This window comes from Ruegeria sp. HKCCA5839 (assembly GCF_013035585.1).
Lineage (GTDB): Bacteria > Pseudomonadota > Alphaproteobacteria > Rhodobacterales > Rhodobacteraceae > Ruegeria.
Genome location: NZ_WQIE01000003.1, coordinates 110,364 through 131,900 on the forward strand (window position 1 = coordinate 110,364; position 21,537 = coordinate 131,900).

Consider the following 21,537-nt stretch of genomic DNA (forward strand, 5'->3'; position numbering starts at 1 on the left):
GGCGCGAGGACTACTACGCTGGATCGCAGAATCGCCTATTCTGTTACCAAGCCCGACCCCCGGGTGCCCCGTAATCCAAAGGACAAGAGGAATATCACATGAAACGTTTTGCCCTGAGCTTTGCCGCAGCGGTGGCCTTTGCCCTGCCGGCTTTCGCTGGTGAACAGTATATCGACGGTACAGGTTTTGCCGTGTCGGGCTATGATGTTGTGGCTTATCGCACCCTCGACCAGGTTCCTGTAGGCCAGTCGCAGCCAGCACCAGTGCGCGGAAACTCGAACTACACTGCCGAGTACAACGGTGCGACTTGGGCTTTCGCAAGCGCCGAGAACCGCGACAAGTTTCTGGAGAACCCTGCCTACTATGCCCCCCAATATGACGGCCACTGCGCTTATGGGGTTTCGAAAGGCGGCAAAGTACCTGCCAATCCGAACTTGTGGCGGATTGTCGACGACAAACTCTACCTGAATATCACTGATGTTGTTGTGGGTTTCTGGGAAGAGGATGTTCCCGGCAACATCAATCTGGCTGAAGGCAACTGGCCTGGCATTGAAGGCGACGCAGCTTCAACCAGCGTTATTCCGAAATGGACATCTGAAGGCCCAATCGCCAACTGATCATCCACCGCTCACAGAAAAGCCCGGCTTATTAGGCCGGGCTTTTTTCATTCGACGCGAGTGGTGTCTAGCTGGCAAGCCAGAACGAGTCGCGCATCTGTTCATCCGCGTTGAACCTGATGCGGACACTGCGCGCACCGGGGAACTTTCGCTCGCGGATATTGTCGGGAACAACAATTTCCCCTTGTCCTGCACTCTTGGCCTTGAAGGTCACGATCTGAGGGTCAGCATTCCGCGCGCCGGACAGGACAGAAATGGGCAGGGCCACACGGTTCTGGCCTTCGCGCACCGGGGTCGGCACGAAATAAGTCAAGTCGCGCCCGTGGCAGCCTATGGCGTCAGGCAGATGGTCACACGATGCGCAAATCCCATTATCGGCTGAGTTGAGCCTGTCTGAAGAAAGCGCGCGCTCATTGCGCAACAGAGTATCGCAGGTCTCTTTTTCTTCTGCTGTCAATTCAACCACACGCTTACGCAGTTGTGGGCGGCGCGGTTTCTTTGTTTGGGGTCGGGAAGCTGTGGTTAATCCTTGTTCGCGCAAGAAATCATACGCAGCTTTGGCCCTTGAAAACTCGGAATAGTCGCCGCCCGCGTGGTCAGGATGTTCGTGAAACGCGACATTACGCCATGCTTCACGAATATCCCGCGCGGTTGCGTTTGCTGATAGGCCCAGCTCTAACAGAGCATCGGACCGAGCCTTTATTGTCGTCATTGGCTCCATACTCAAAAAACTCGTACTCATTACACTGAGCCTACTTTTACACTGGTCACGTTTTTGTCAAATTTTACAAAGGATTGGCCCTAGATTTCTGACAATGGCAATCGCTGCCGCCCATTGTCTCCTTTTTTGTGGATTTTGGTGCCTGCAACGCCAGATCGCACCCGCATAGCGGGTGCGACCGGGGTTTGTGAGGTGGTGGATTTTCAGGCGACGTTTTGCAATTCAGTTTGCGGTGTGATGCCAAGCGCAAAGCACACATCCCGCGTCAGTTCGGGGCGGTTCAGTGTATAGAAATGCAGCTTGTCGACACCGCCGTCGATCAGATCTGAACACAGTTCGGTGCACAGAGCTGTGGCCAAAAGGTCTTCGCGGTCGTCGCGCACAGCCTTCTCGAATGCCTGTTCGACCCAAACCGGGATGTTGGTGCCGCAGCGCTGGGCAAAGCGCCGTGCACCTTTCCAGTTCTCGATGGGCAGGATGCCCGGAACGATGGGCTTGTCGATCCCGGCTTTTTCGCACGCATCGCGGAACCGGAAATAGGTCTCGGCTTCGAAGAAGAATTGCGTCAAAGCCTCGTCGGCGCCCGCATCCAGTTTAGCCTTCAACCAATCCACATCGGCCTGCGCATCGCGCGCTTCGGGGTGAATGTCGGGATAAGCGCCAACGCGGATCGAAAACATCTCGGTCTCCGCCAGCGCAGAGATCAGTTCCACCGAATTGGCGAACCCGTCTGGATGAGGCTCGAACTTGTCCTGTCCTTTCTGCGGGTCACCTCTGAGCGCCACGATGTCCTGAACCCCGGCGCGGGCAAACCCGTCAGCGATCTCCAGCGTTTCCTGACGCGATGCATCAACACAAGTCAGATGCGCCGCAACCTGCAATCCAGAGGATTTGTGCAATGTGGCCACCGCGTCCCGTGTCAACTCACGCGTTGTCCCGCCTGCGCCATAGGTAACCGAAACAAACCGGGGGCCCAGCGGGGCCAGCGTCTGGACTGTATCCCAAAGCCGAAACGACGCCTCCAGGGACTGGGGCGGAAAGAACTCAAAAGAAATCTCGGGTTTGGACATAATGGCCTCGCAGACAACGGAACATGCCTCTTGTGCCACGCGTTTCTCTGTGAGACAAACTCATATTCCTCAAGAATAACATGAGTTACGTGCAATATGCATATCGAGTTCCGTCACCTTAGAACCATCAAGGCCATTCACGAATGTGGCGGGCTCGCGCGCGCGGCGGATCAGTTGAATATCACGCAATCCGCTTTGAGCCATCAAATCAAAGGCTTAGAGGATCAAGCCGGGGTCGAGCTGTTTCTGCGCAGGTCCAAACCGATGAAGCTGTCGGCTGCGGGGCTGCGCCTTTTGCGATTGGCGGAGCAGATCCTGCCACAGGTCGAAGCCACGCAGCATGAGTTTTCGTCTCTGCGCGATGGGCGCACGGGCCGGATGCATATCGCCATCGAATGCCACGCCTGTTTCGAATGGTTGTTTCCGGTGCTTGAGGGGTTCCGCAAATCCTGGCCCGACGTAGACGTCGATATTCGGCCAGGCCTTGCTTTTGACGCTTTGCCTGCGCTGCAGAAAGAAGATGTCGATCTTGTTGTCTCATCCGATCCCGAAGACCTGCCGGGCGTCGAATTTGTCGAGCTGTTTGACTATAATGCGGTCTTTGTTGCCGCATCATCGCATCCGCTGGCTGAGAAACCCTATATCGAAGCCGAGGATTTTCGCGGCCAAACCCTGATCACCTATCCGGTGGAACGTACGCGTCTGGATGTGTTCAGCCAGTTGTTGATACCTGCGCGGGTGGAACCTGCCTCGATCCGGCAGGTCGAATTGACCGCGGTGATCCTTCTGCTGGTGGCCTCAAATCGCGGGATTTCGGTTCTGCCCGACTGGGTTGTGCGCGAGGTCAAATACAACTCGGACTATGTCACGCGCCCGCTGACCGCCGAAGGCATTACCCGTAGGCTTTATGCTGCGGTGCGCTGCGAGGATCTTGAAAAGCCTTTTGTGCAAGAGCTGGTAAAACTGGCCCGAACCGAGGCCCGGAAGCTGCAAGCGCAATAGTCGCAAAACGCGGGTCTGCTATGCGCATCATTCCTCTTGGCAACGGCGCGATGCATCAGTATACGCGCGGTTTGACCGGACAGGAGCCTTTTGACAATGGTAGGCAGTGCTAACCTCAACATCATGATCAAAGCCGCGCGCAAAGCGGGGCGCTCATTGGTCAAGGATTTTCGCGAAGTTGAAAACCTGCAAGTTTCGTCAAAAGGGGCGGGCGACTTTGTCTCGAAGGCCGATATTGCCGCCGAGGCGATCCTGAAGGAAGAATTGCTGGGCGCTCGCCCGACCTATGGCTGGTTGGGCGAAGAAGGGGGCGGCCAGGACGGAGAAGACCCGACACGCCGTTGGATCGTTGATCCGCTGGACGGCACCACCAATTTTCTGCACGGGTTGCCGCATTGGGCCATCTCGATCGCGTTGGAGCACAAGGGCAAGATCGTGGCCGGTGTGATCTATGACGCTGCCAAGGATGAGATGTTCTTTGCCGAAAAAGGTGAAGGTGCGTGGATGAACGATATGCGTATCCGTGTGTCTGGCCGTCACCGCATGATCGAGTCGATCTTTTCCACCGGTGTTCCGTTTGGCGGACGTCCGGATTTGCCAGCCGCGCTGCAAGACATGGCACGTCTGGCCCCGGCCTGCGCCGGTATCCGCCGTTGGGGCGCGGCTGCGCTCGACATGGCTTATGTGGCCGCTGGCCGCTATGAAGGATTTTGGGAGCGTGGCCTGAATCCCTGGGACATCGCGGCTGGGATCATCATTGTCAAAGAGGCGGGGGGTCTGGTTGAAGCCATCGACCCTGAAGGCGAAGTGCTGTCCGATGGCCACCTGATCTGCGCGAACGAGCCGATTTTCAATACTTTCGCCAAAGTCATCCGAAACTAGATCCTTTGGGATATCCGCAACAGAAACGCGCCCCGACCGGGCGCGTTTCTTCTGACGTGCCGAGGCAAGCTATCTGCGTGGAATGCGCGGTATCCTGGACTGGGTCAGCTTATAGCTGTGCTCGGGATGCGGCGGGTGGCCATGGGTGCGGCGCCAATACCGCGTACCGCCCAGCTTTAGCCAAAGCGGGATGCACAGGATCAAGCCGACAACGAAGCCTCCGGTATGGGCCCAATAGGCAACGCCGCCCTGATCTGGATCGCTGGTGAGGCTGCCGAAGAACTGGAAGGCCAGCCACAACCCCAGCATGATGAAGGCCGGGATTGTGAAGACGCGGAAGTAGATGATCAGGATCAGCAGGATATCGACCTTGGCGCGGGGGAACAGCAGCAGGTAGCCCCCCATCACGCCCGCGATTGCGCCTGAGGCACCGATTGTGGGCACTACCGAATCCGGGCCGGTCGCAACATGGATCAGACCGGCCCCTACGCCTGCAACAAGATAGAACAGCAAAAAGGGCAGGTGACCCATTTCATCTTCCAGATTGTCCCCGAAAATCCACAGAAACAGCATATTGCCCGCCAGATGCATCCACCCGCCATGCAGGAACATCGAGGTCACCAACGTCTCAAATCCTGCACCACTGGTGATGCGGGCCGGGATGATGGCGTAGGTGGCGTAAAACCGGTTGAGCAGGGCGGCACTGTCCATAATCCCCAGATAGCTGAGGAAGATCAGGATATTTGCCGCCATCAGGGCATAGACAACGTAAGGGGTACGCCCCGAGGGGTTGTGATCGCGGATTGGAAACATGGCTGGACGCTGGGCTTTTCACGGCCCAGCGTCAAGGTCCGGTTATGCCGCACCGCCTAGCAGGGCCGCATTTCCGCCAGCCGCTGTTGTATCCACGCAAACATGACGCTCGGCCAGAACACGGGCGCGGTCAGGTAGGCCTGGGATCAACGGCAGGATCGGGCCTGATCTCCGGGACAGGTGCGTTTCAATCTGGCGGGCGGTTGTCTCGTCGCCCCACCAGAGCACACCTGAAAAGTTGTCCAATGTTTCAAGCACCTTGGGGTCGAGCGTCCCCGTGGCCCGAATGGCCGTTCCGCCCAATGCCTTGACCGCATCCGCCTGCGCCTGTGCGGCAGCAACGCCGGGGCCCATGCACAGCAAGGGCGGGCGGGCAAACTCGCTCAGGCGGTTCGATTCCCCTGTAGGTCCGGGCAGGGTGTGCGTCTGCATCGGTGCCGGAGTGCCCTCGGGCAGCGGCAGCGATGTCATCGCGTCGGACCACTGACCCGAGACACTTTGCCGATCCGGAGCGCAAAACCGTGCCATGTAGTTTGGCCCACCCGCTTTGGGTCCGGTCCCAGACAAGCCTTCACCACCGAAAGGCTGAGATCCGACAATAGCGCCGATCTGGTTGCGGTTCACATAGATATTGCCCGCATGGATCGCATCCGTCACATGCTGCACCCGGTCGTCGATCCGGGTGTGCAGACCGAAGGTCAATCCGTATCCGGTGGCGTTGATGTCTGCGATGACCTGATCGATCTGCTGCGCCTTGAAACGGACCACATGCAGGACGGGGCCAAACACCTCTTGTTCCAAATCCGCGATGCTGGCGATCTCGATCAAGGTCGGGGCAACAAATACGCTGTCTTGCGGTACGGGCAGCTCTTTCAGCACGCGCCCTTCTGCGCGGGCTTTGCTGATATGCTCAGTGATCGTTTGGCGCGCTTGATCATCAATCACTGGTCCGCAATCGGTTGAAATCTGCCAGGGATCGCCAAGTGTCAACGCGTCCATCGCGCCTTGCAGCATGGTCAAAACGCCATCGGCGACATCCTCTTGCACATAAAGGCACCGCAAGGCCGAGCAGCGCTGACCCGCGGATTGAAAGGCGCTTTCTATGATCGACTGCACGGCCTGTTCCGGCAGGGCTGTGCTGTCGACGATCATGGCGTTCAAGCCGCCTGTCTCTGCAATCAACGGTGTCCCTGGGCGCAGATTTTCTGCCATCGCGGCTCGGATTTTCTGGGCCGTCGCGGTCGAGCCGGTAAAGGCGACGCCACCAACCCGTGGGTCGGATGTCAGCGCAGCGCCAACATCGGGCCCACCGGGCAAAAGTTGCAGCGCATCAGCGGGCACGCCGGCCTCGTGCAGCAATTGCACCGCACGGTGGGCGATCAGAGGGGTTTGCGGGGCGGGTTTGGCCAGGACCGCGTTGCCGGTGGCCAATGCCGCCGAAATCTGACCGATGAAAATCGCCAGAGGGAAATTCCACGGGCTGATACAGGTAAAGACACCTGCCGGATCCGCCTGAGGGATGTGCGCCGCGTAGTAACGCAGGAAATCGACCGCTTCGCGTAGTTCGGCCACCGCGTCGGGCAGCGTTTTCCCCGCTTCGCGTGCCAGCAGGGCAAAGAATTCGCCAAAATGCGCCTCATAGAGATCTGCGGCGGTGTTCAGCACTTTCGCCCGATCTGCAGCCGGCGCGCGCCAGGGGCTGGCCGAGGCCAAGGCCAGTTCGATATCTTCCGCGCTTGCCGCAGCGACGGTGCCAGGCTGATCTTGTGGCAAGGCCGGGTTGACCACCGGGCGTTCAGGCCCAGGCTGTGATTGGACCGACACCAGTGGCCCAGCTTGCCAGGTGCGGTCCTGAAACGGCATCCTCGCAGCATCGATTAGATCAAGCGTTGGCGTATGATGCAGATCGAAGCCACGCGAATTCGGACGTTCCGGCGCAAACAACTCGGGCCCTTTGGGCAGATCAGGGCCCCCAGCTTGCAGTAACTCAAACGGGTCAGCAGCAACCTCTTGGGGCGAGACATCCTCATCAACAATCTGGTTCACAAAGGACGAGTTCGCGCCGTTTTCCAGCAGCCGTCGAACAAGATAGGCCAGAAGGTCGCGATGCGCGCCCACTGGTGCGTAGATACGGCAGCGGGTTTTATGCGCGTCCAAAACCAATTGGTGCAAGGCTTCGCCCATCCCGTGTAGGCGCTGGAATTCAAAGGGTTGGCCCTCGGCCATATGTAGGATTGCGCTGACCGTATGGGCATTATGAGTGGCAAACTGAGGATAGATCCGATCCGTCATCCCCAGCAGTCTGCGCGCGTTCGAGATATAGGACACATCCGTTGCGGCCTTTTTTGTAAAGACCGGAAACCCGTCAATACCTTCGACCTGCGCCCTTTTGATCTCGGTGTCCCAATAGGCCCCTTTGACCAGCCGCACCATGATCTTGCGGTCATGCCGGTTGGCCATCTCGTAAAGGGTATCAATCACCTGCCCTGCGCGGGGACCGTAGGCCTGAACCACGATGCCGAACCCGTCCCACCCCGCCAATGCGGGATCGGCCAGCACGGTTTCGATGATTTGCAACGACAAAGACAGGCGGTCGGCTTCTTCCGCGTCAACGTTCAACCCCATGCCTGCCGCTTTGGCGAGCAAGGCCAAGGCCCGCAGGCGAGGGACCAACTCATCCATCACACGCTTCTCTTGCGCCAGTTCATAGCGCGGGTGCAGGGCGGAAAGCTTGACCGAGATGCCGGGGTTTGCCCGGATGTCATCCTGCGTGCAGGCCTCGGCAATTGCAGCAATGGCGCGCGAATAGGACAGGTGGTACCGCGCCGCATCGGCTTCGGTCCGGGCGGCCTCCCCCAGCATGTCATACGAATAGGTATAGCCCTTGCCCTCCATGCCCCGAGCACGGGTCATGGCTGATTTGATGTTTTCCCCCAAGACGAATTGGCGACCCATCTCTTTCATCGCGCGGCTGACAGCGGTGCGGATCACCGGCTCGCCCAGGCGCTTTATCGCGCTGCGCAATGCGCTGACGGGTGAGGTTTTGTCTTCGTCCAACACGCGGCCCGTCAGCATCAGCGCCCATGTGGATGCATTCACCAGCGAAGAGGAGGATTGGCCCAGATGCTTACCCCAGTCCGACGGTGCGATTTTGTCTTCGATCAGCGCGTCAATCGTATCGACATCAGGCACGCGCAACAGCGCCTCTGCCAGACACATAAGCGCCACGCCTTCATCAGTCGACAAGCCGTATTCGCCCAGAAACTCCTCCATCAGACCGGGCGAACTGGCCGAGCGGATATCTTGTACCAACCGGGCAGCAACGTCACAGATCGCCTTGCGATCCGCGTGGCTGAGGTTTGCATCTTCAACAAGCTGCGCCAACACTTTGTCTTGGTCAGCATAGGTCAGGGCATCTATCTGGCTGCGTAGCGAATGAGACATGGGTCCTCCGGGCTTTTGAGGAGTATATCCGCGATTTCGCGGGACAATCGCCTGTTCTTTGTTAATGTGTGGGTTGTTGAACTGAATTTCATGAGCTGGTCGATGCAAAAAGACTTTCCGGGGCTTGACCGATTTGATCAGTCACTCCTGACGATTCTGGCCGAAGACGGACGGCTTCCCGTTGCCGATATCGCTCGGCGTATTGGCCTGTCGAAATCTCCGACGCAGGCCCGGTTGAAACGGCTTGAGGCCGAAGGCTACATCACCGGGTATCGCGCGATCCTGGATCCCATCCGGCTGGGCCTTGATCACGTGGCTTTTGTCGAAGTCCGCCTCTCGGACACGCGCGAAAAAGCGCTGAGCGAGTTCAACGCGGCGGTTCGCAAAATCCCCGAGATTGAGCAGGCCCATATGATCGCGTCAAACTTTGACTATCTTCTAAAGGTCCGCACAAGGTCGATGTCGGACTATCGGGCTGTATTGGCGGAAAAGATCTCGGGCCTTCCGCATGTGGCCAGCACATCCACCTTTGTTGCGATGGAAGCAGTCAAAGAAACCGGAATGCTTGGGTCTTTGTAACGCGATGAGAGCGTAGGAATTTGCGGGGCGGAACAAGGTTGCGACGCACGGTGATCATCGCCAAGTGGTGGCTAAACTGAGCAGGATTTCACCAAGCGGTCACTATTATTGCGCAGCGTTTCGTCAATGTATTGAAACATCCGCCTGTAGATTGGAATAGATGGCCTATTGAGCTACGATGCAACTCAAACGGTAGTGTATACGGCCTCGCCAGCGTCGAAAGGTGGATGAAACAATGCCAGTTTTTATTACTCTTACCGATGCTGACACGACAGATCCTGCGTTCTGGGCTGCGCAGGATATTGGTCCTGACAGTACTATTGATGCATCCGGGTTGAGCCGAAGCATCCAGGTCACCATGACCGGGAACTCAATTACGTTCACGGATACCAGAACGGGTACTGTTACGACCTACACCGACGCCGATCTGGCCGGGGGGTCGTTTAGCCAATTTGTTGAATATACAGGCAATGCCAACGACGACAACATAAGTGGTTCTGTTGGTCTGAATGCGGGTGGATACAGCGGTGGTGCGGGGGACGATACCCTGACCGATACGGGCTCACTTGGTGGAAGCATCAGCGGTGGTCGGGGAGACGACATTCTGCAAGGAGGGTCCGGCAACAACAATATTTTTGGCGGCCAAGGAAATGACATCCTGCGCGGCGGGTCCGGCAACAACATCCTGAGCGGCGGAGCCGGTCGCGATACGCTTTTTGCCGAGGACGGCAGCGGAAATCTGGATGGCGGGGCTGGGCGTGACACGATTTATGCCGGACTAAACACAACTTTCGTAACCGGTGGCAACGGAAACGACACACTTATTCTACCAGCCGGATCGACCTTTGCGCCGTTTTCACCAGGCGCCAGTGGTGGGACGGCCACTCTGCCGAACGGACGGACGTTCACTTATGTGAACATCGAGAACGTCGACATTGCATGTTTCACAGCTGGAACCCTGATCCGAACACCCGAAGGCGAACGCCCGATCGAAGAGCTTGAGGTCGGTGATCTTGTAGAAACGTTGGACAATGGTGCGCAGCCAGTCCGGTGGATTGGAAAGCGCTCGGTCGACGGCCAAGGTAAACATGCTCCGATCCGCTTTGAACCCGGTGCGATCGGCAACCGACGTGCGTTGTGCGTTTCGCCACAGCACCGTGTTCTGGTGTCGGGCTGGCGGTGTGAGCTGTTCTTTCACAGCGACGAAATGTTGTGCGCGGCAAAGCACTTATGTGATGGTGAGACGATCCGACAAGCCCCGTGTGAAACCGTGGACTACATACATATCATGTTCGACCGGCACGAGATTGTGGAGTGCGAAGGCGCACGGCTTGAAAGCTTTTTCGCAGGTGAGCATATCTTGCACGCCGACCGCGCCGTCTATGATGAATTGATCGAAATTTTTCCCGAACTGGCGACAAAAAAGGGCGCGCCCATACCTGCGCGCCCGTTTCTGCGAAATGCTGAAGCTTCGCTTTTGATCTAGCTTGATGACCAAATGCCAGGGGCTTGGCGCTGTTTCAAGCCGCATATGAATTTCAACCGCTTGTTGGCCTCAGGACATGTCCTCATAGGCAGACAGCGAGATACGTGACCAGACTGCATCGTGATCCGACAGGGGCCTGTTGGTTGCGTCAAGCGAAGCCACCTTGCCAACTTCGACCGGCGAAACACCCCGGCCAGCAATCCAATCCAGCTTCATCACGCGGTCCGGGTGCGGCGTAATCAGGCTTGGCCGCGTGGTATGCCCTTCGGCGGTAAAGTCCCAGCTATAGCCCCGCGCTTCTGCCGCCTGAAACAGCTGTTCTCCGCGCCAGTCGAAATCGGGTGGCACATGGTTGCCGGTATTCAGGTCACCGCCAATCACAACAGGTCCGGTGGGCGAAAAGTCCTCAATCGCGTCCAACAAAATCTCGAATTGGCGCAGGCGAAAACAGCTGTCTGCGTTGCTTTCCAAATGGGTCGACACCACGGTCAGCGGCCCGTTTTCGGTCGGCAATTCGGCCAAAATCGCCATGCGACCGCCCACGCGTGGCTGTTCGGGGTCAGATGCACCCGACTCGGCTGCAAACCAGTGGCCCGCTTCATCCAGACGCACCATCGCGGTGCGCGAGAACGGTACCGAGGACAAGATCGCGTTGCCGTGCCACCCCTTGGTGTTGAAACTGTCGATGCATAAAGCGCGTTCCGTGGGGCCACCCAGATCAAGCTCATGAAACTCGACGGCAAACGCATAGGCCATGCCCATTTCTGCGGCGAACTCTGCCGTGGTGTGGCGCTGTGCCGTGCGCGCCATGCCGTGATCGACCTCTGACAAAAGGATCACATCCGGCTTCAGGGGCGAAAGGTGCTGTGCAGAGGCCTCGGGGAAGAGGCAGCGTTCCACATTCCAGGCCACAATTGTCAGTTTAGCTGGCAACTTGTCGGCAGATGCGGTGCCGCCCAGCTGTACGGCATTCATAGCAGGAATATTTGCCAACAAAGATTTGTGGGCATCCGCAGTACGCGGTGACGTCAAAATGCGGGTGCGCTCTGCCTCTGAGATCGTCGGCAGGTCTGAAAGAATGTTGGTGATCACAAGGATTTCCCCGTTTGCGTATCAAACAGATGCAACGTCTCTGGTCGCAGGGTTATGTTGGTCACACCGGGCGCGGCCTCGACATCCTTGCCCACATGGACGGTAAAGGGCTGGCCGCCAAGTTCGCCGTGCAACAGGCGGTGTGCGCCAAGCTCCTCAACGATCGAAACCGCAAATGGTGTTTGCCCCTGCTCGGACAGCACCACATCCTCGGGGCGCACGCCCAGTTGTACCGGGCCTTGTGCGCTTGTCTGCGCGGTGCCCAGCACTGTGCTGCCATTGACACGTATTTCACCGGCTTCGACGCGCGCGTCCAGTAGATTCATCGGTGGTGCGCCCATGAACGAGGCCACAAAGGTCGAGGCGGGGTTGTGATAGATCTCGGCCGGGGTGCCGATCTGTTCGATCTCCCCGCCGTTCAGAACGATGATACGGTCAGCCATGGTCATGGCTTCGACCTGATCATGGGTCACATAGATTGAAGTCACGCCCAAGCGGCGCTGCAACGCCTTGATTTCAATCCGCATCTGGTTGCGAAGCTTGGCATCAAGGTTCGAGAGCGGTTCGTCAAACAGAAACAGCGCCGGGTCGCGCACTACTGCGCGCCCCATGGCCACACGCTGCCGTTGACCGCCCGATAGCTGCGAGGGTTTGCGATCCAGCAACTCGGTCAGGTTCAGCATCTTGGCCGCTTCCTGAACCTTGGCCTCGATATCGGGTGCCGAGGTGCCGCGGTTCTTGAGGCCGTATCCGATATTCTTACGCACCGTCATATGCGGGTAGAGCGCATAGTTCTGGAATACCATCGCGATATCGCGGTTGGCCGGGTCAACGTCATTCACACGTGTCTCACCGATCTTGAGATCACCAGTGGTGATCTCTTCCAGCCCGGCGATCATCCGCAACAGGGTGGATTTGCCACAGCCCGAGGGCCCAACAAGCACAACGAATTCGCCATCTTTGATTTGGATATTTGCCGGTTTGACGGCTTCAAACCCGTTTGGATAGGTCTTGCCGACCTGGGCCAGAGTAACATTTGCCATTTCGGTTTCCTTTTGTGCCCGCGTGCCAAGCGGCCTGTGGGCGAGTTATGTCTGAAGCACGGGGCCTATTTGTCGGACTCGGTCAGGCCCTTGACGAACCAGTTCTGAAAGAAGAGCACGATCAGAACCGGTGGCAGCATCGCGATGATGGCAAGCGCCAGCGCCTGACCGTATTCGGGGATCGAGTTTGCATCGATCATTGACTGGTAGATCTGCTTGATGCCGCGCACCAGGGTGAACAGCCCCTCATCGGTGGTGATCAGTGTGGGCCACAGATACTGGTTCCAGCCGAACACGAACATGATGATGAAGATCGCAGCGATCATGGTCTGGGACAGGGGCACCAGAATATCGATGAAGAACTTCACCGGCCCGGCTCCGTCAATGCGCGCGGCTTCGGCCAGCTCTTCGGGGACCGAGCGGAAGAATTGGCGGAAAAAGAACGTCCCCGTCGCCGAAGCAATCAATGGGATGATCAGACCGGAATAGGTGTTCGCCAGCCCCAGGCGTTGAATCGCCTCGAACGAGGGCAGGATCCGCACTTCCAGCGGCAAAAGCAGCGTGGTGAAGATGATCCAGAAGGCGAATGTGGCAAAGCGCAGCCGGAAATAGACCAGCGCATAAGCGGCCAGCATCGAGATGATGATCTTGCCGATGGCAAAACCAAAGCCCAGGATCATCGAGTTCTTGAGCATCACCATCCCGTCGACGGTCGCGGTGAACCCACCTTTTTCAAACATGGCCTTGCCATAGTTCTCGGCAAAGTGGTCGCCGGGCAGGAATTGGATCCCGTTGCGCGCAATATCCACCGCGCTGTGGGTCGAAGTGATGAAGATCAGCGCCACAGGAACCAGCATGAACAGGGCGCCCAGGATCAGGATCGTGTGGTCAAAGATCGGCTCCCACCGGATCGGGCGGCGTGGGGCGGGGGTGGTGATGTCAGTGCTTTCAGCGATCGCCATGGGGCACCTCTTAACTATAGTGAATACGGCGTTCGATCAGCCGGAACTGAAAGACCGTCAAAACAAGGACAACAACCATCAGCACAACCGATTGCGCCGAGGACCCGCCCAGATCATTGCCGCGGAAACCGTCCATATAGACCTTGTAGACAAGGGTCATGGGGTTGTTGCCCGGCTCACCTTTGACAAGCGTGTCGATGATGCCGAACGTGTCGAAAAGGGCGTAGGTGATGTTGATGATCAACAGGAAAAAGCCGGTGGGCGCCAGCAGCGGGAAGGTGATATCCCAAAAACGCCGCGTACCTGATCGGTTGTCGATCATGGCCGCTTCGCGGACCGAGCGGGGAATGGATTGTAGCCCCGACAGGAAAAAGATGAAATTGACCGGCACCTGCTTCCAGACGGCGATGATCACATAGGCCGTCGCGGTCGAGGTATTGTCGACCAGAATGCGGAAATCCCAGCCCAGGGCCTGGAAGAAATCCGTCAGCGGCCCATTGTGTTGGTGAAACAGCAAGATGCCCATGAAACCCGCCACAGGTGGTGCGATGGCATAGACCCACATCAGCAAGGTGCGATAGGTTCGGGCCCCGCGTATGACTTTGTCTGCCTTCACCGCCAAAAGCAAAGCGATGGCAAGCGAGAAGAAGGTAACCAAAGCCGTAAAGATCAGCGTGAACCAAGTGGTGCGCAGATATTCGGAGCTTTTGACAAGATCGGTATAGTTCTCGGCACCCACAAAGGTCGCGCCGAAGCCGAACGGGTCTTGCAGGTAAAAGGACGACTGGATCGCCCAGCCCGCAGGCCAATAGAAAAAGATCGCGATGATCGTCAGCTGAGGCAGCAACAGTGCCACCGGTAGCCAAACATTTGTAAATCCGGCGCGTTTCACGTCGAGCCCCTTGCAGTCAAAGGTCAATGGCCGACACAGGTGCGGCCATTGACAAGGTTTTGGAGAAGGCGATTAGCCTTGCGTACGCGCAAAGCGCTCGAGCAGCTGGTTGGCTTCTTCCTGGATGGTCGCGAACGCTTCGTCCACGGTGGTCTCACCCGTCAGGATGCGGCCGTATTCGCGGTTCATCACGTCACGGATCTGGACGTAAAAGCCCATGCGATAGCCGCGGGTAAACTCACCGGCAGGCAGGCTGAGCTGTTCGATGCCAACCTCGGCGGCCGGGAACTTTTCGTAGTGGCCGTCTTCTTTGGCCAGCGCATAGGCCGCATTCGTGATCGGCACATAACCGGTTGCCTCATGCCAGAAATACTGGGTGTCGGCTGCGGTCAGGAAGCGGAAGAATTCCGCAGTGGCCTTGTTTTCTTCGTCAGACTTGCCCGCCATCGCGAACAAAGCAGCGCCACCGATAAAGGTTTGGGTGGGCTCGGCGGCTACGGCTTCCCAGTAAGGCAGCATCGTGGCCGAGAACTCAAAGCCCAGATCTTTGGCAACCAGACCGCCAAAGGAACCTGACGAGCCCAACCACATGGCAACTTCACCATCTTCAAACGGCTTGGCGTTGTCGCCCCAGCCGGTGCCATACCATTCAAAGAACTCTTTGTCCTGCCAATCGGTCAGGGCGGTGAAATGAGCTTTGATCGCCGGATGATCAATCATGATCTCGGTGTCGGTGCCATCATAGCCGTTGTTGTTTGACGCAAACTGCAGGTTGTGGCGCGAGAAGAAGTTCTCGGTGAAGATCCAGGGCAGGTGCGACTGGCTCAGTGCGATGTAACCGGCATCCTTGAGGGCTGGCGCGGTGACCTCTTGGAACTCTTCCCAGGTCTTGGGCGGGGTGACGCCGGCCTTTTCCAGCGCGTCAACATTGTAATAGAGGATCGGAGTTGACGAATTGAATGGCATCCCGATCATTTTGCCGTCGCTGTCGGCATAGAAATAACGGACACCGGCGATATAGTCGTTGATGTCGAAATCAACACCATTGTCGGCCAGCAGATCCTGAACCGGGATTGTCGCGCCCTTTGCGCCGATCACGGTGGCAGCACCTGCATCAAACACCTGCATGATGTTGGGTTGTTCACCGGCACGGAAAGCAGCGATACCAGCGGTCAGCGTCTCTTCGTACGAGCCTTTGAAGACCGGGGTGATCTTATAGTCGTCCTGGCTGGCGTTGAAATCTTCGGCCAGCTGATTCACCGTTTCACCCAATTGGCCGCCCATCGCGTGCCAGAAGGTGATTTCCGTTTCCGCGAAAGCTGCCTGGCCTGCAAATGACAGGGCGAGGCTTGCAGCGCCGAGTTTGAGAAGTTTCATTTAGCTACTCCATGTAGTTTGCCCGCAAAACGGGGCGATATCGGACGCGAACCTTGGTTTTTTCCAAGCGTCCGGCGTCCGATTGAATTGTGGAAAGGGAAAAGAACTTGCCCCCGAATGCACGAATGTGCACACGTGTTCACATAGACTCGTTTTGTAACGGAACTGCGACGTTTTGGATTCGAGTTTGTTACATTTGCGTCGCCCGAAGGAGCAGATTGAACATGGCGGGAAACTCTGACAGCCCAGTGCGGCCAAAGCGTGTCACAGCGCAGATGGTAGCGGATCTGGCCGGAGTGTCGCGATCAGCGGTCTCGCGTGCGCTGAACGGCGGCGGCTATGTCGACGCTCAAAAACGAGAGCAAATCGTCAAAGCCGCAGCCGAGCTTGGGTATCAGCCCAACGCGCTTGCAGCCACTTTGCAAGGCGGTGCATCGCGCTTGGTTGCGATTGTTGCGGGAGATATTCGAAATGTGCATGACAGCAACTTTGTCCTCAGACTGTGTGAAGGTCTGAACCGGCAGGGATTTTGGCCCTTGGTCATCACCGGATCGCAGTCCGCTTCGGGAATCACCGTTGAAGACGCGCTGCGGTTTCCCTTGGATGCGATTGTCGTACGCGGCGGCAGCATGACCGAGGCGTTGGTCGATCGCTGCGGCAAACTGAACATTCCGATGATCTGTTATGGCCGCAGCCTCGAGAACGCAAAAGCTGACGCTGTCTGTTGCGAAAACGCAGCTGGAACGCGCAAAGCCACCGAACTGCTTTTGACCAAAGGTCGAAAAAAGTTTGGGTTCATAAGCGGGCCCCAAGGCTTTTTCTCGTCCGATCAGCGGCGGCGGGGTCTGATCGAGACATTGGATCAGGCTGGACTGAGCCTGAGCTTTGAGCATCCCGGCGATTTTACGGTCGACGGGGGATTTGCCGCGGCGCAGGCAATGATCGCTGCAGGTGAGGCCATCGACGCGCTGATTTGTGCCAATGATGCGTCGGCCATCGGCGCGTTGGGGGCGCTTCGGTCTTGCAACATAGATGTCCCAAGCCAGATGTCTGTGATCGGATTCGATGACGCCGAGATGGCGCGGTGGCCCATGTTCGCGTTGACGACGGTCCAAAATACGATTGATTTGATGGTCGAAACGATCCTGGATCTGATCCAAAGGCGTATTACCGCGCCGGAAAGGCCTGCCAAAACCGTGACTGTCATGCCCGAGATTGTATTGCGGGAAACCCATTAGCGCGGCTTTTTTAGTTTGAAATCTGACGTCGGATCGACGCTGATTTTCGGGAGCATCCCAATGCAACAGGTCTGGCTGAAATTGCGCGTAACTCCGACGAGGATCCACTTGACCTCGTCTTGGGTATGACATAAACCCGCGCAGGCTGAGCGGGCGTCGTATACTGGCTATTACCTCAGCCTTCCAAGCTGATGAAGCGGGTTCGATTCCCGCCGCCCGCTCCAAAACACTCAGCTCGATCCATTGTTTGACAAACACGTTCCGCGCTTTTGCGGTTTCGACCTTTCGGTGAGTATTTGGATCGAGCGCGGGCGACGCGTTGCGTCAAATGGCCTTAGCCCAACACCGAATTTCCACCATAAGCTTGACGCTGCGCGTCGGCGCAGCCAAGAAGCTGATCAACACGTGTGAACCCGTGTGACAGATAATCGAACAAGGGCCAAACATGGCAAGACCACCTTCCGCAAATCGAGCCAACATGCCCGCTCCGGGTGCAGACCAAGAGCGTGAAGGTTCCAGGAAGTTCGGTGTATTGGCCTCGTTATGGCCTTTCATGCGTCCTTACAAGGTGTTGATGATCGGGGCGACGCTGGCCTTAATCGTGACGGCGGGGATGACGCTGACACTGCCAGTGGCGGTGCGACGTGTGGTCGATCATTTCCGTATCGAAGATGGCGAGCTGCTGGATTGGTATTTTCTGGCCGCGCTGGGTATCGCTGCCGTTCTCGCGGTTGGTACCGGCATTCGCTATGCGCTGGTGACGCGTCTGGGCGAACGGGTTGTGGCCGATATTCGCAAAGCGGTCTTTGACCGTGTGATCGGTATGAGCCCCGAATTCTACGAACGTATCATGACTGGAGAGGTCCTGAGCCGTATCACCACGGACACCACGCTGATCCAATCGGTTCTGGGATCCTCTGTGTCCATTGCTTTGCGCAATATGTTGATGTTCTTTGGCGGGCTTGTGCTGATGTTGCTGACCTCGGCCAAACTGACTTTGCTGGTTTTGCTGCTGATCCCCATTGTCATTGTCCCGATCCTGGTGCTGGGTCGCCTTTTGCGTGCGATCAGCCGCGAAAACCAGGACTGGATTGCTGCCTCGTCCGGCAATGCTGGCGAGGCGTTGGGCGCGGTTCAGACCGTGCAGGCCTTTACCCACGAACAAGAAAGCCGCAGCCAGTTTTCCGAGATGACGGAAACCTCATACCGCGTCTCGCTACGGCGTATTCAGGCGCGCGCGGTGCTGACGGTCATCGTGATCTTTTTGGTGTTTTCCGGTGTCGTCGGCGTGTTGTGGATGGGGGCCAATGATGTGCGCAACGGGGTGATGACCGAAGGCGTTCTGATCCAGTTCGTGATCTACTCGATCATCATGGCGGGATCGGTCGCCGCGCTGTCGGAAATCTGGAGCGAATTGCAGCGCGCTGCAGGCGCGACTGAACGGCTGGTCGAATTGCTGAATGCCAGTGACACGGTAACCGATGTTGCAACGGCGCAAATGTTGCCGACGCCGGTGCGTGGTGAAATCGGGTTTCATGATGTGACCTTCCATTACCCTTCGCGCCCCGAAACCGCTGCGCTGAATGATCTGACACTGACAGTTCAGCCGGGTGAGACGGTTGCGTTTGTGGGCCCTTCGGGCGCGGGGAAAACCACTGTCATTCAGCTTATTCAACGCTTTTACGATCCCGAGCAGGGGCAGGTCACCTTGGACGGGGTCGATCTACGGGAGCTGCGCCGCTCGGATTTCCGCCAACACATCGCACTGGTGCCACAAGATCCGGTGATCTTCGCCGCATCGGCGCGCGATAATATACGGTTTGGCCGGCTGCATGCCTCAGATGCCGAGGTAGAGGCCGCTGCCCGCGCCGCCGCCGCGCATGATTTCATTGCGGCGCTGCCAGAAGGCTATGACAGTTTTGTCGGTGAACGCGGCGTGATGCTGTCAGGCGGACAAAAGCAACGCATCGCCATTGCGCGCGCCATATTGCGGGACGCCCCGGTTTTGCTTCTGGATGAGGCGACCTCGGCGCTGGATGCCGAAAGCGAACGCGCCGTGCAGGGCGCCTTCGACCAAATGCGCGCCGGGCGAACAACACTGATCGTTGCGCACCGGTTGGCAACGGTGAAAAAGGCCGACCGGATCGTGGTGCTGGAAGACGGCCGGATCGTGGCTCAGGGTACCCATGATGATCTGGTTGCTCAGGATGGTCTGTATGCCCGTCTGGCGCGCCTGCAATTCACGGATGGTGTCGTCGCCGCCTAAGTTGACGCACGGGCATTTGCGGTTGGCCGTAGCGTTATTCTACTCTTTCTTGCGCTTCAGGGCTAAGCCGTTGCTTGCGCGCGGTTTGATTTGCTCCCATCTTTGATAGGGCAATGATCCCCTGCGCACAGCGGGAGAGAATGGGAGGAAACACATGGCCTTTGTAGGTAAGGAAGACAAAGCGCGCATTGAACAGGAAATGCCGTGGGAAGATAGGGACCTGCCGGTCACATTCCATCAGCTTTTGTCACGCACGGCGCAAAAGTTCCCCGACCACAATGCCATCAGCTTTCAGCTTTTGTCCGGCCCGACCGACAAGGCCGAGACCCTGACCTGGTCGCAATTGCTGGGCAAGGTCAATCAGGCAGCCAACCTGTTCCGGTCATTGGGTGTAGGGGAAAAGGATGTGGTGGCCTATGTGCTGCCCAACTGCAACGAGACGTTGGTGACCATGATGGGGGGTGCCGTTGCGGGGATCGTGAACCCGATCAACCCACTTCTCGAGCCCGAACAGATCGCTGCCATCCTGCGTGAAACTGGGGCCAAGGTTGTGGTGACGTTGAAGTCTTTCCCCAAGACAGACGTGGCCCAAAAGGTCGCGGAGGCCGTGCGTCATGCGCCCGCTGTGAATACCATTCTGGAAATTGACCTGAACCGTTATCTCACGCCGCCAAAGTCTTGGCTTGTCCCTTTCCTGCGCCCCAAGATGGGCGACAAAGAAAACCTGGCTCATGCGGATTACAAGAATTTCAACGCGGAACTGAACAAACAGCCGACAACGCTGACATTCGCCGACGGTTCCGAGGACCGCGTTGCCTGTTACTTCCATACGGGTGGAACAACAGGCATGCCAAAGGTTGCACAGCACAAGTATTCCGGCCTCATCTACAACGGCTGGTTGGGCAATACGCTGCTTTTCGACGAAAATGACGTCATCATGTGCCCATTGCCGATGTTCCACGTCTTCGCCGTCCATGTGATCGTGATGGCGGCCGTGTCTTCGGGTGCGCATGTCATCTTTCCCACGCCTGCAGGCTATCGCGGGGACGGGGTTTTCGACAACTTCTGGAAACTGATCGAACGCTGGAAAGTCTCGTTCATTATTACGGTGCCAACGGCTATATCGGCCAAGATGCAGCGCCCGGTCGATGCAGATATCTCGAGTGTGAAAACGGCCTTCTCGGGCTCTGCCCCGCTGCCGGTCGAGTTGTTTCGGCGTTTCGAAGAGGCGACGGGTGTCACCATTGTCGAAGGCTATGGCCTGACCGAAGCGACATGTCTGGTGTCGTGCAACCCGGTTGATGGTGAAAAGAAAATCGGCTCGATCGGTATCCCGTTCCCATATACAGACGTCAAAATCCTGCAGGATGGGCCCGATGGTCCGACAGAATGCGGCACCGATCAGATCGGTGAGATCTGCATCTCGAACCCTGGCGTCTATCCAGGCAATACCTATACCGAAGCCGATAAGAACGTGGGGCTGTATCACTTCGATAAATATCTGCGCACTGGTGATCTGGGGCGGTTTGACGAGGATGGCTATCTTTGGATCACGGGCCGCGCCAAGGATCTGATCATCCGGGGTGGGCACAATATCGACCCGGCAGAGATCGAAGAGGCATTGCTGGGGCACGAGGCCGTCGCCTTTGCCGGAGCCATTGGTCAGCCGGATGCCCATGCTGGCGAGGTGCCTTGCGCCTTTGTCGAATTGGTCGATGGGGCCTCGGCGACCGAACAGGAATTGATGGAATACTGTAAGGTGCATGTTCACGAACGGGCCGCACAGCCCAAGCATATGACCATTTTGGACGAGCTGCCGAAAACCGCCGTTGGAAAGGTGTTCAAGCCTGACCTGCGCAAGCAGGCGATCACACGCGTCTATAACGCAGCGCTCGATGAGGCGGGCGCCGCCGCACGGGTGGTCTCGGTCATCGACGACAAAAAGCGCGGACTTGTCGCGCAGCTTGACGCGAACGGAACTTCGGAAGACGATGTTGCCAAAGTGCTGGGCGCCTTTACCCGGCCGTGGGAGTGGTCAAGCTAAACCCGGAGG

17 protein-coding genes and 1 tRNA gene are annotated in these 21,537 nt (G+C 57.6%); 9 read left to right on the forward strand and 9 right to left on the reverse strand.

What is annotated here, in order from left to right:
• Positions 1 to 98 precede the first annotated feature (98 nt).
• Positions 99 to 617 carry a YHS domain-containing (seleno)protein gene (locus GOV38_RS10155; RefSeq protein ID WP_171209946.1) on the forward strand — a complete coding sequence of 173 codons (519 nt, stop codon included), beginning with the start codon at positions 99 to 101 and terminating at the stop codon, positions 615 to 617.
• A 67-nt stretch (positions 618 to 684) separates the two neighbouring features.
• Here the strand turns inward: GOV38_RS10155 and GOV38_RS10160 are convergent, their stop codons facing one another.
• Positions 685 to 1,329, reverse strand: coding sequence for a J domain-containing protein (locus GOV38_RS10160; protein ID WP_254430634.1), 645 nt, complete (start codon positions 1,327 to 1,329; stop codon positions 685 to 687).
• Positions 1,330 to 1,541: 212 nt separating this feature from the next.
• Positions 1,542 to 2,408, reverse strand: a complete 867-nt coding sequence (gene metF, locus GOV38_RS10165) for a methylenetetrahydrofolate reductase [NAD(P)H] (protein WP_171213007.1) — start codon at positions 2,406 to 2,408, stop codon at positions 1,542 to 1,544.
• A 96-nt stretch (positions 2,409 to 2,504) separates the two neighbouring features.
• Here metF and GOV38_RS10170 point away from each other — a divergent pair, with 96 nt between their 5' ends.
• Together GOV38_RS10170 and GOV38_RS10175 are read left to right on the forward strand one after the other, a co-directional pair.
• Positions 2,505 to 3,410 carry a LysR family transcriptional regulator gene (locus GOV38_RS10170; RefSeq protein WP_171209945.1) on the forward strand — a complete coding sequence of 302 codons (906 nt, stop codon included), beginning with the start codon at positions 2,505 to 2,507 and terminating at the stop codon, positions 3,408 to 3,410.
• Between the two features lie 96 nt (positions 3,411 to 3,506).
• Positions 3,507 to 4,292 carry an inositol monophosphatase family protein gene (locus tag GOV38_RS10175; protein ID WP_171209944.1) on the forward strand — a complete coding sequence of 262 codons (786 nt, stop codon included), beginning with the start codon at positions 3,507 to 3,509 and terminating at the stop codon, positions 4,290 to 4,292.
• 69 nt (positions 4,293 to 4,361) lie between these two features.
• Here the strand turns inward: GOV38_RS10175 and GOV38_RS10180 are convergent, their stop codons facing one another.
• Both GOV38_RS10180 and putA read right to left on the reverse strand, forming a co-directional pair.
• A complete protein-coding gene (locus GOV38_RS10180; RefSeq protein WP_171209943.1) occupies positions 4,362 to 5,105 on the reverse strand; it encodes a rhomboid family intramembrane serine protease in 744 nt (247 codons plus the stop codon).
• A 42-nt stretch (positions 5,106 to 5,147) separates the two neighbouring features.
• Positions 5,148 to 8,549, reverse strand: coding sequence for a bifunctional proline dehydrogenase/L-glutamate gamma-semialdehyde dehydrogenase PutA (gene putA, locus GOV38_RS10185; RefSeq protein WP_171209942.1), 3,402 nt, complete (start codon positions 8,547 to 8,549; stop codon positions 5,148 to 5,150).
• Positions 8,550 to 8,651: 102 nt separating this feature from the next.
• On the opposite strand from putA, the gene GOV38_RS10190 reads away from it, so the two are divergent.
• Positions 8,652 to 9,128 carry an Lrp/AsnC family transcriptional regulator gene (locus GOV38_RS10190; protein ID WP_171101922.1) on the forward strand — a complete coding sequence of 159 codons (477 nt, stop codon included), beginning with the start codon at positions 8,652 to 8,654 and terminating at the stop codon, positions 9,126 to 9,128.
• 235 nt (positions 9,129 to 9,363) lie between these two features.
• Positions 9,364 to 10,614: a Hint domain-containing protein gene (locus GOV38_RS10195; protein ID WP_171209941.1), complete on the forward strand. Its 1,251-nt coding sequence runs from the start codon at positions 9,364 to 9,366 to the stop codon at positions 10,612 to 10,614.
• 69 nt (positions 10,615 to 10,683) lie between these two features.
• On the opposite strand, the gene GOV38_RS10200 is transcribed toward GOV38_RS10195, so the two are convergent.
• The 5 genes from GOV38_RS10200 to GOV38_RS10220 all read right to left on the reverse strand — a co-directional run bounded on the left by GOV38_RS10200 (position 10,684) and on the right by GOV38_RS10220 (position 15,980).
• A complete protein-coding gene (locus GOV38_RS10200; RefSeq protein WP_371808537.1) occupies positions 10,684 to 11,706 on the reverse strand; it encodes an endonuclease/exonuclease/phosphatase family protein in 1,023 nt (340 codons plus the stop codon).
• Positions 11,703 to 12,749 carry an ABC transporter ATP-binding protein gene (locus GOV38_RS10205; protein ID WP_171209940.1) on the reverse strand — a complete coding sequence of 349 codons (1,047 nt, stop codon included), beginning with the start codon at positions 12,747 to 12,749 and terminating at the stop codon, positions 11,703 to 11,705. Before GOV38_RS10205 ends, GOV38_RS10200 begins: the two co-directional genes overlap by 4 nt.
• 65 nt (positions 12,750 to 12,814) lie before the next feature.
• Entirely contained in the window at positions 12,815 to 13,711 is an 897-nt protein-coding gene (gene ugpE, locus GOV38_RS10210; protein ID WP_171101815.1) for a sn-glycerol-3-phosphate ABC transporter permease UgpE, read from the reverse strand.
• A 10-nt stretch (positions 13,712 to 13,721) separates the two neighbouring features.
• Complete coding sequence (locus GOV38_RS10215; RefSeq protein ID WP_171209939.1) at positions 13,722 to 14,603, reverse strand: ABC transporter permease subunit; 882 nt, start codon at positions 14,601 to 14,603, stop codon at positions 13,722 to 13,724.
• A 72-nt stretch (positions 14,604 to 14,675) separates the two neighbouring features.
• The gene (locus tag GOV38_RS10220) at positions 14,676 to 15,980 is read right to left on the reverse strand and encodes an extracellular solute-binding protein (protein WP_171101817.1); all 1,305 of its coding nucleotides are present in this window, start codon (positions 15,978 to 15,980) and stop codon (positions 14,676 to 14,678) included.
• A gap of 224 nt (positions 15,981 to 16,204) precedes the next feature.
• Between GOV38_RS10220 and GOV38_RS10225 the strand changes: the two genes are divergently transcribed.
• From GOV38_RS10225 to GOV38_RS10240, 4 genes are all read left to right on the forward strand, one after another.
• The gene (locus GOV38_RS10225) at positions 16,205 to 17,218 is read left to right on the forward strand and encodes a LacI family DNA-binding transcriptional regulator (protein WP_171209938.1); all 1,014 of its coding nucleotides are present in this window, start codon (positions 16,205 to 16,207) and stop codon (positions 17,216 to 17,218) included.
• A gap of 149 nt (positions 17,219 to 17,367) precedes the next feature.
• Positions 17,368 to 17,442 (forward strand) — tRNA-Gly (locus GOV38_RS10230).
• A gap of 221 nt (positions 17,443 to 17,663) precedes the next feature.
• Positions 17,664 to 19,484, forward strand: coding sequence for an ABC transporter transmembrane domain-containing protein (locus GOV38_RS10235; protein WP_171209937.1), 1,821 nt, complete (start codon positions 17,664 to 17,666; stop codon positions 19,482 to 19,484).
• Positions 19,485 to 19,638: 154 nt separating this feature from the next.
• Positions 19,639 to 21,528, forward strand: a complete 1,890-nt coding sequence (locus tag GOV38_RS10240; protein ID WP_171209936.1) for an acyl-CoA synthetase — start codon at positions 19,639 to 19,641, stop codon at positions 21,526 to 21,528.
• Positions 21,529 to 21,537 lie beyond the last annotated feature (9 nt).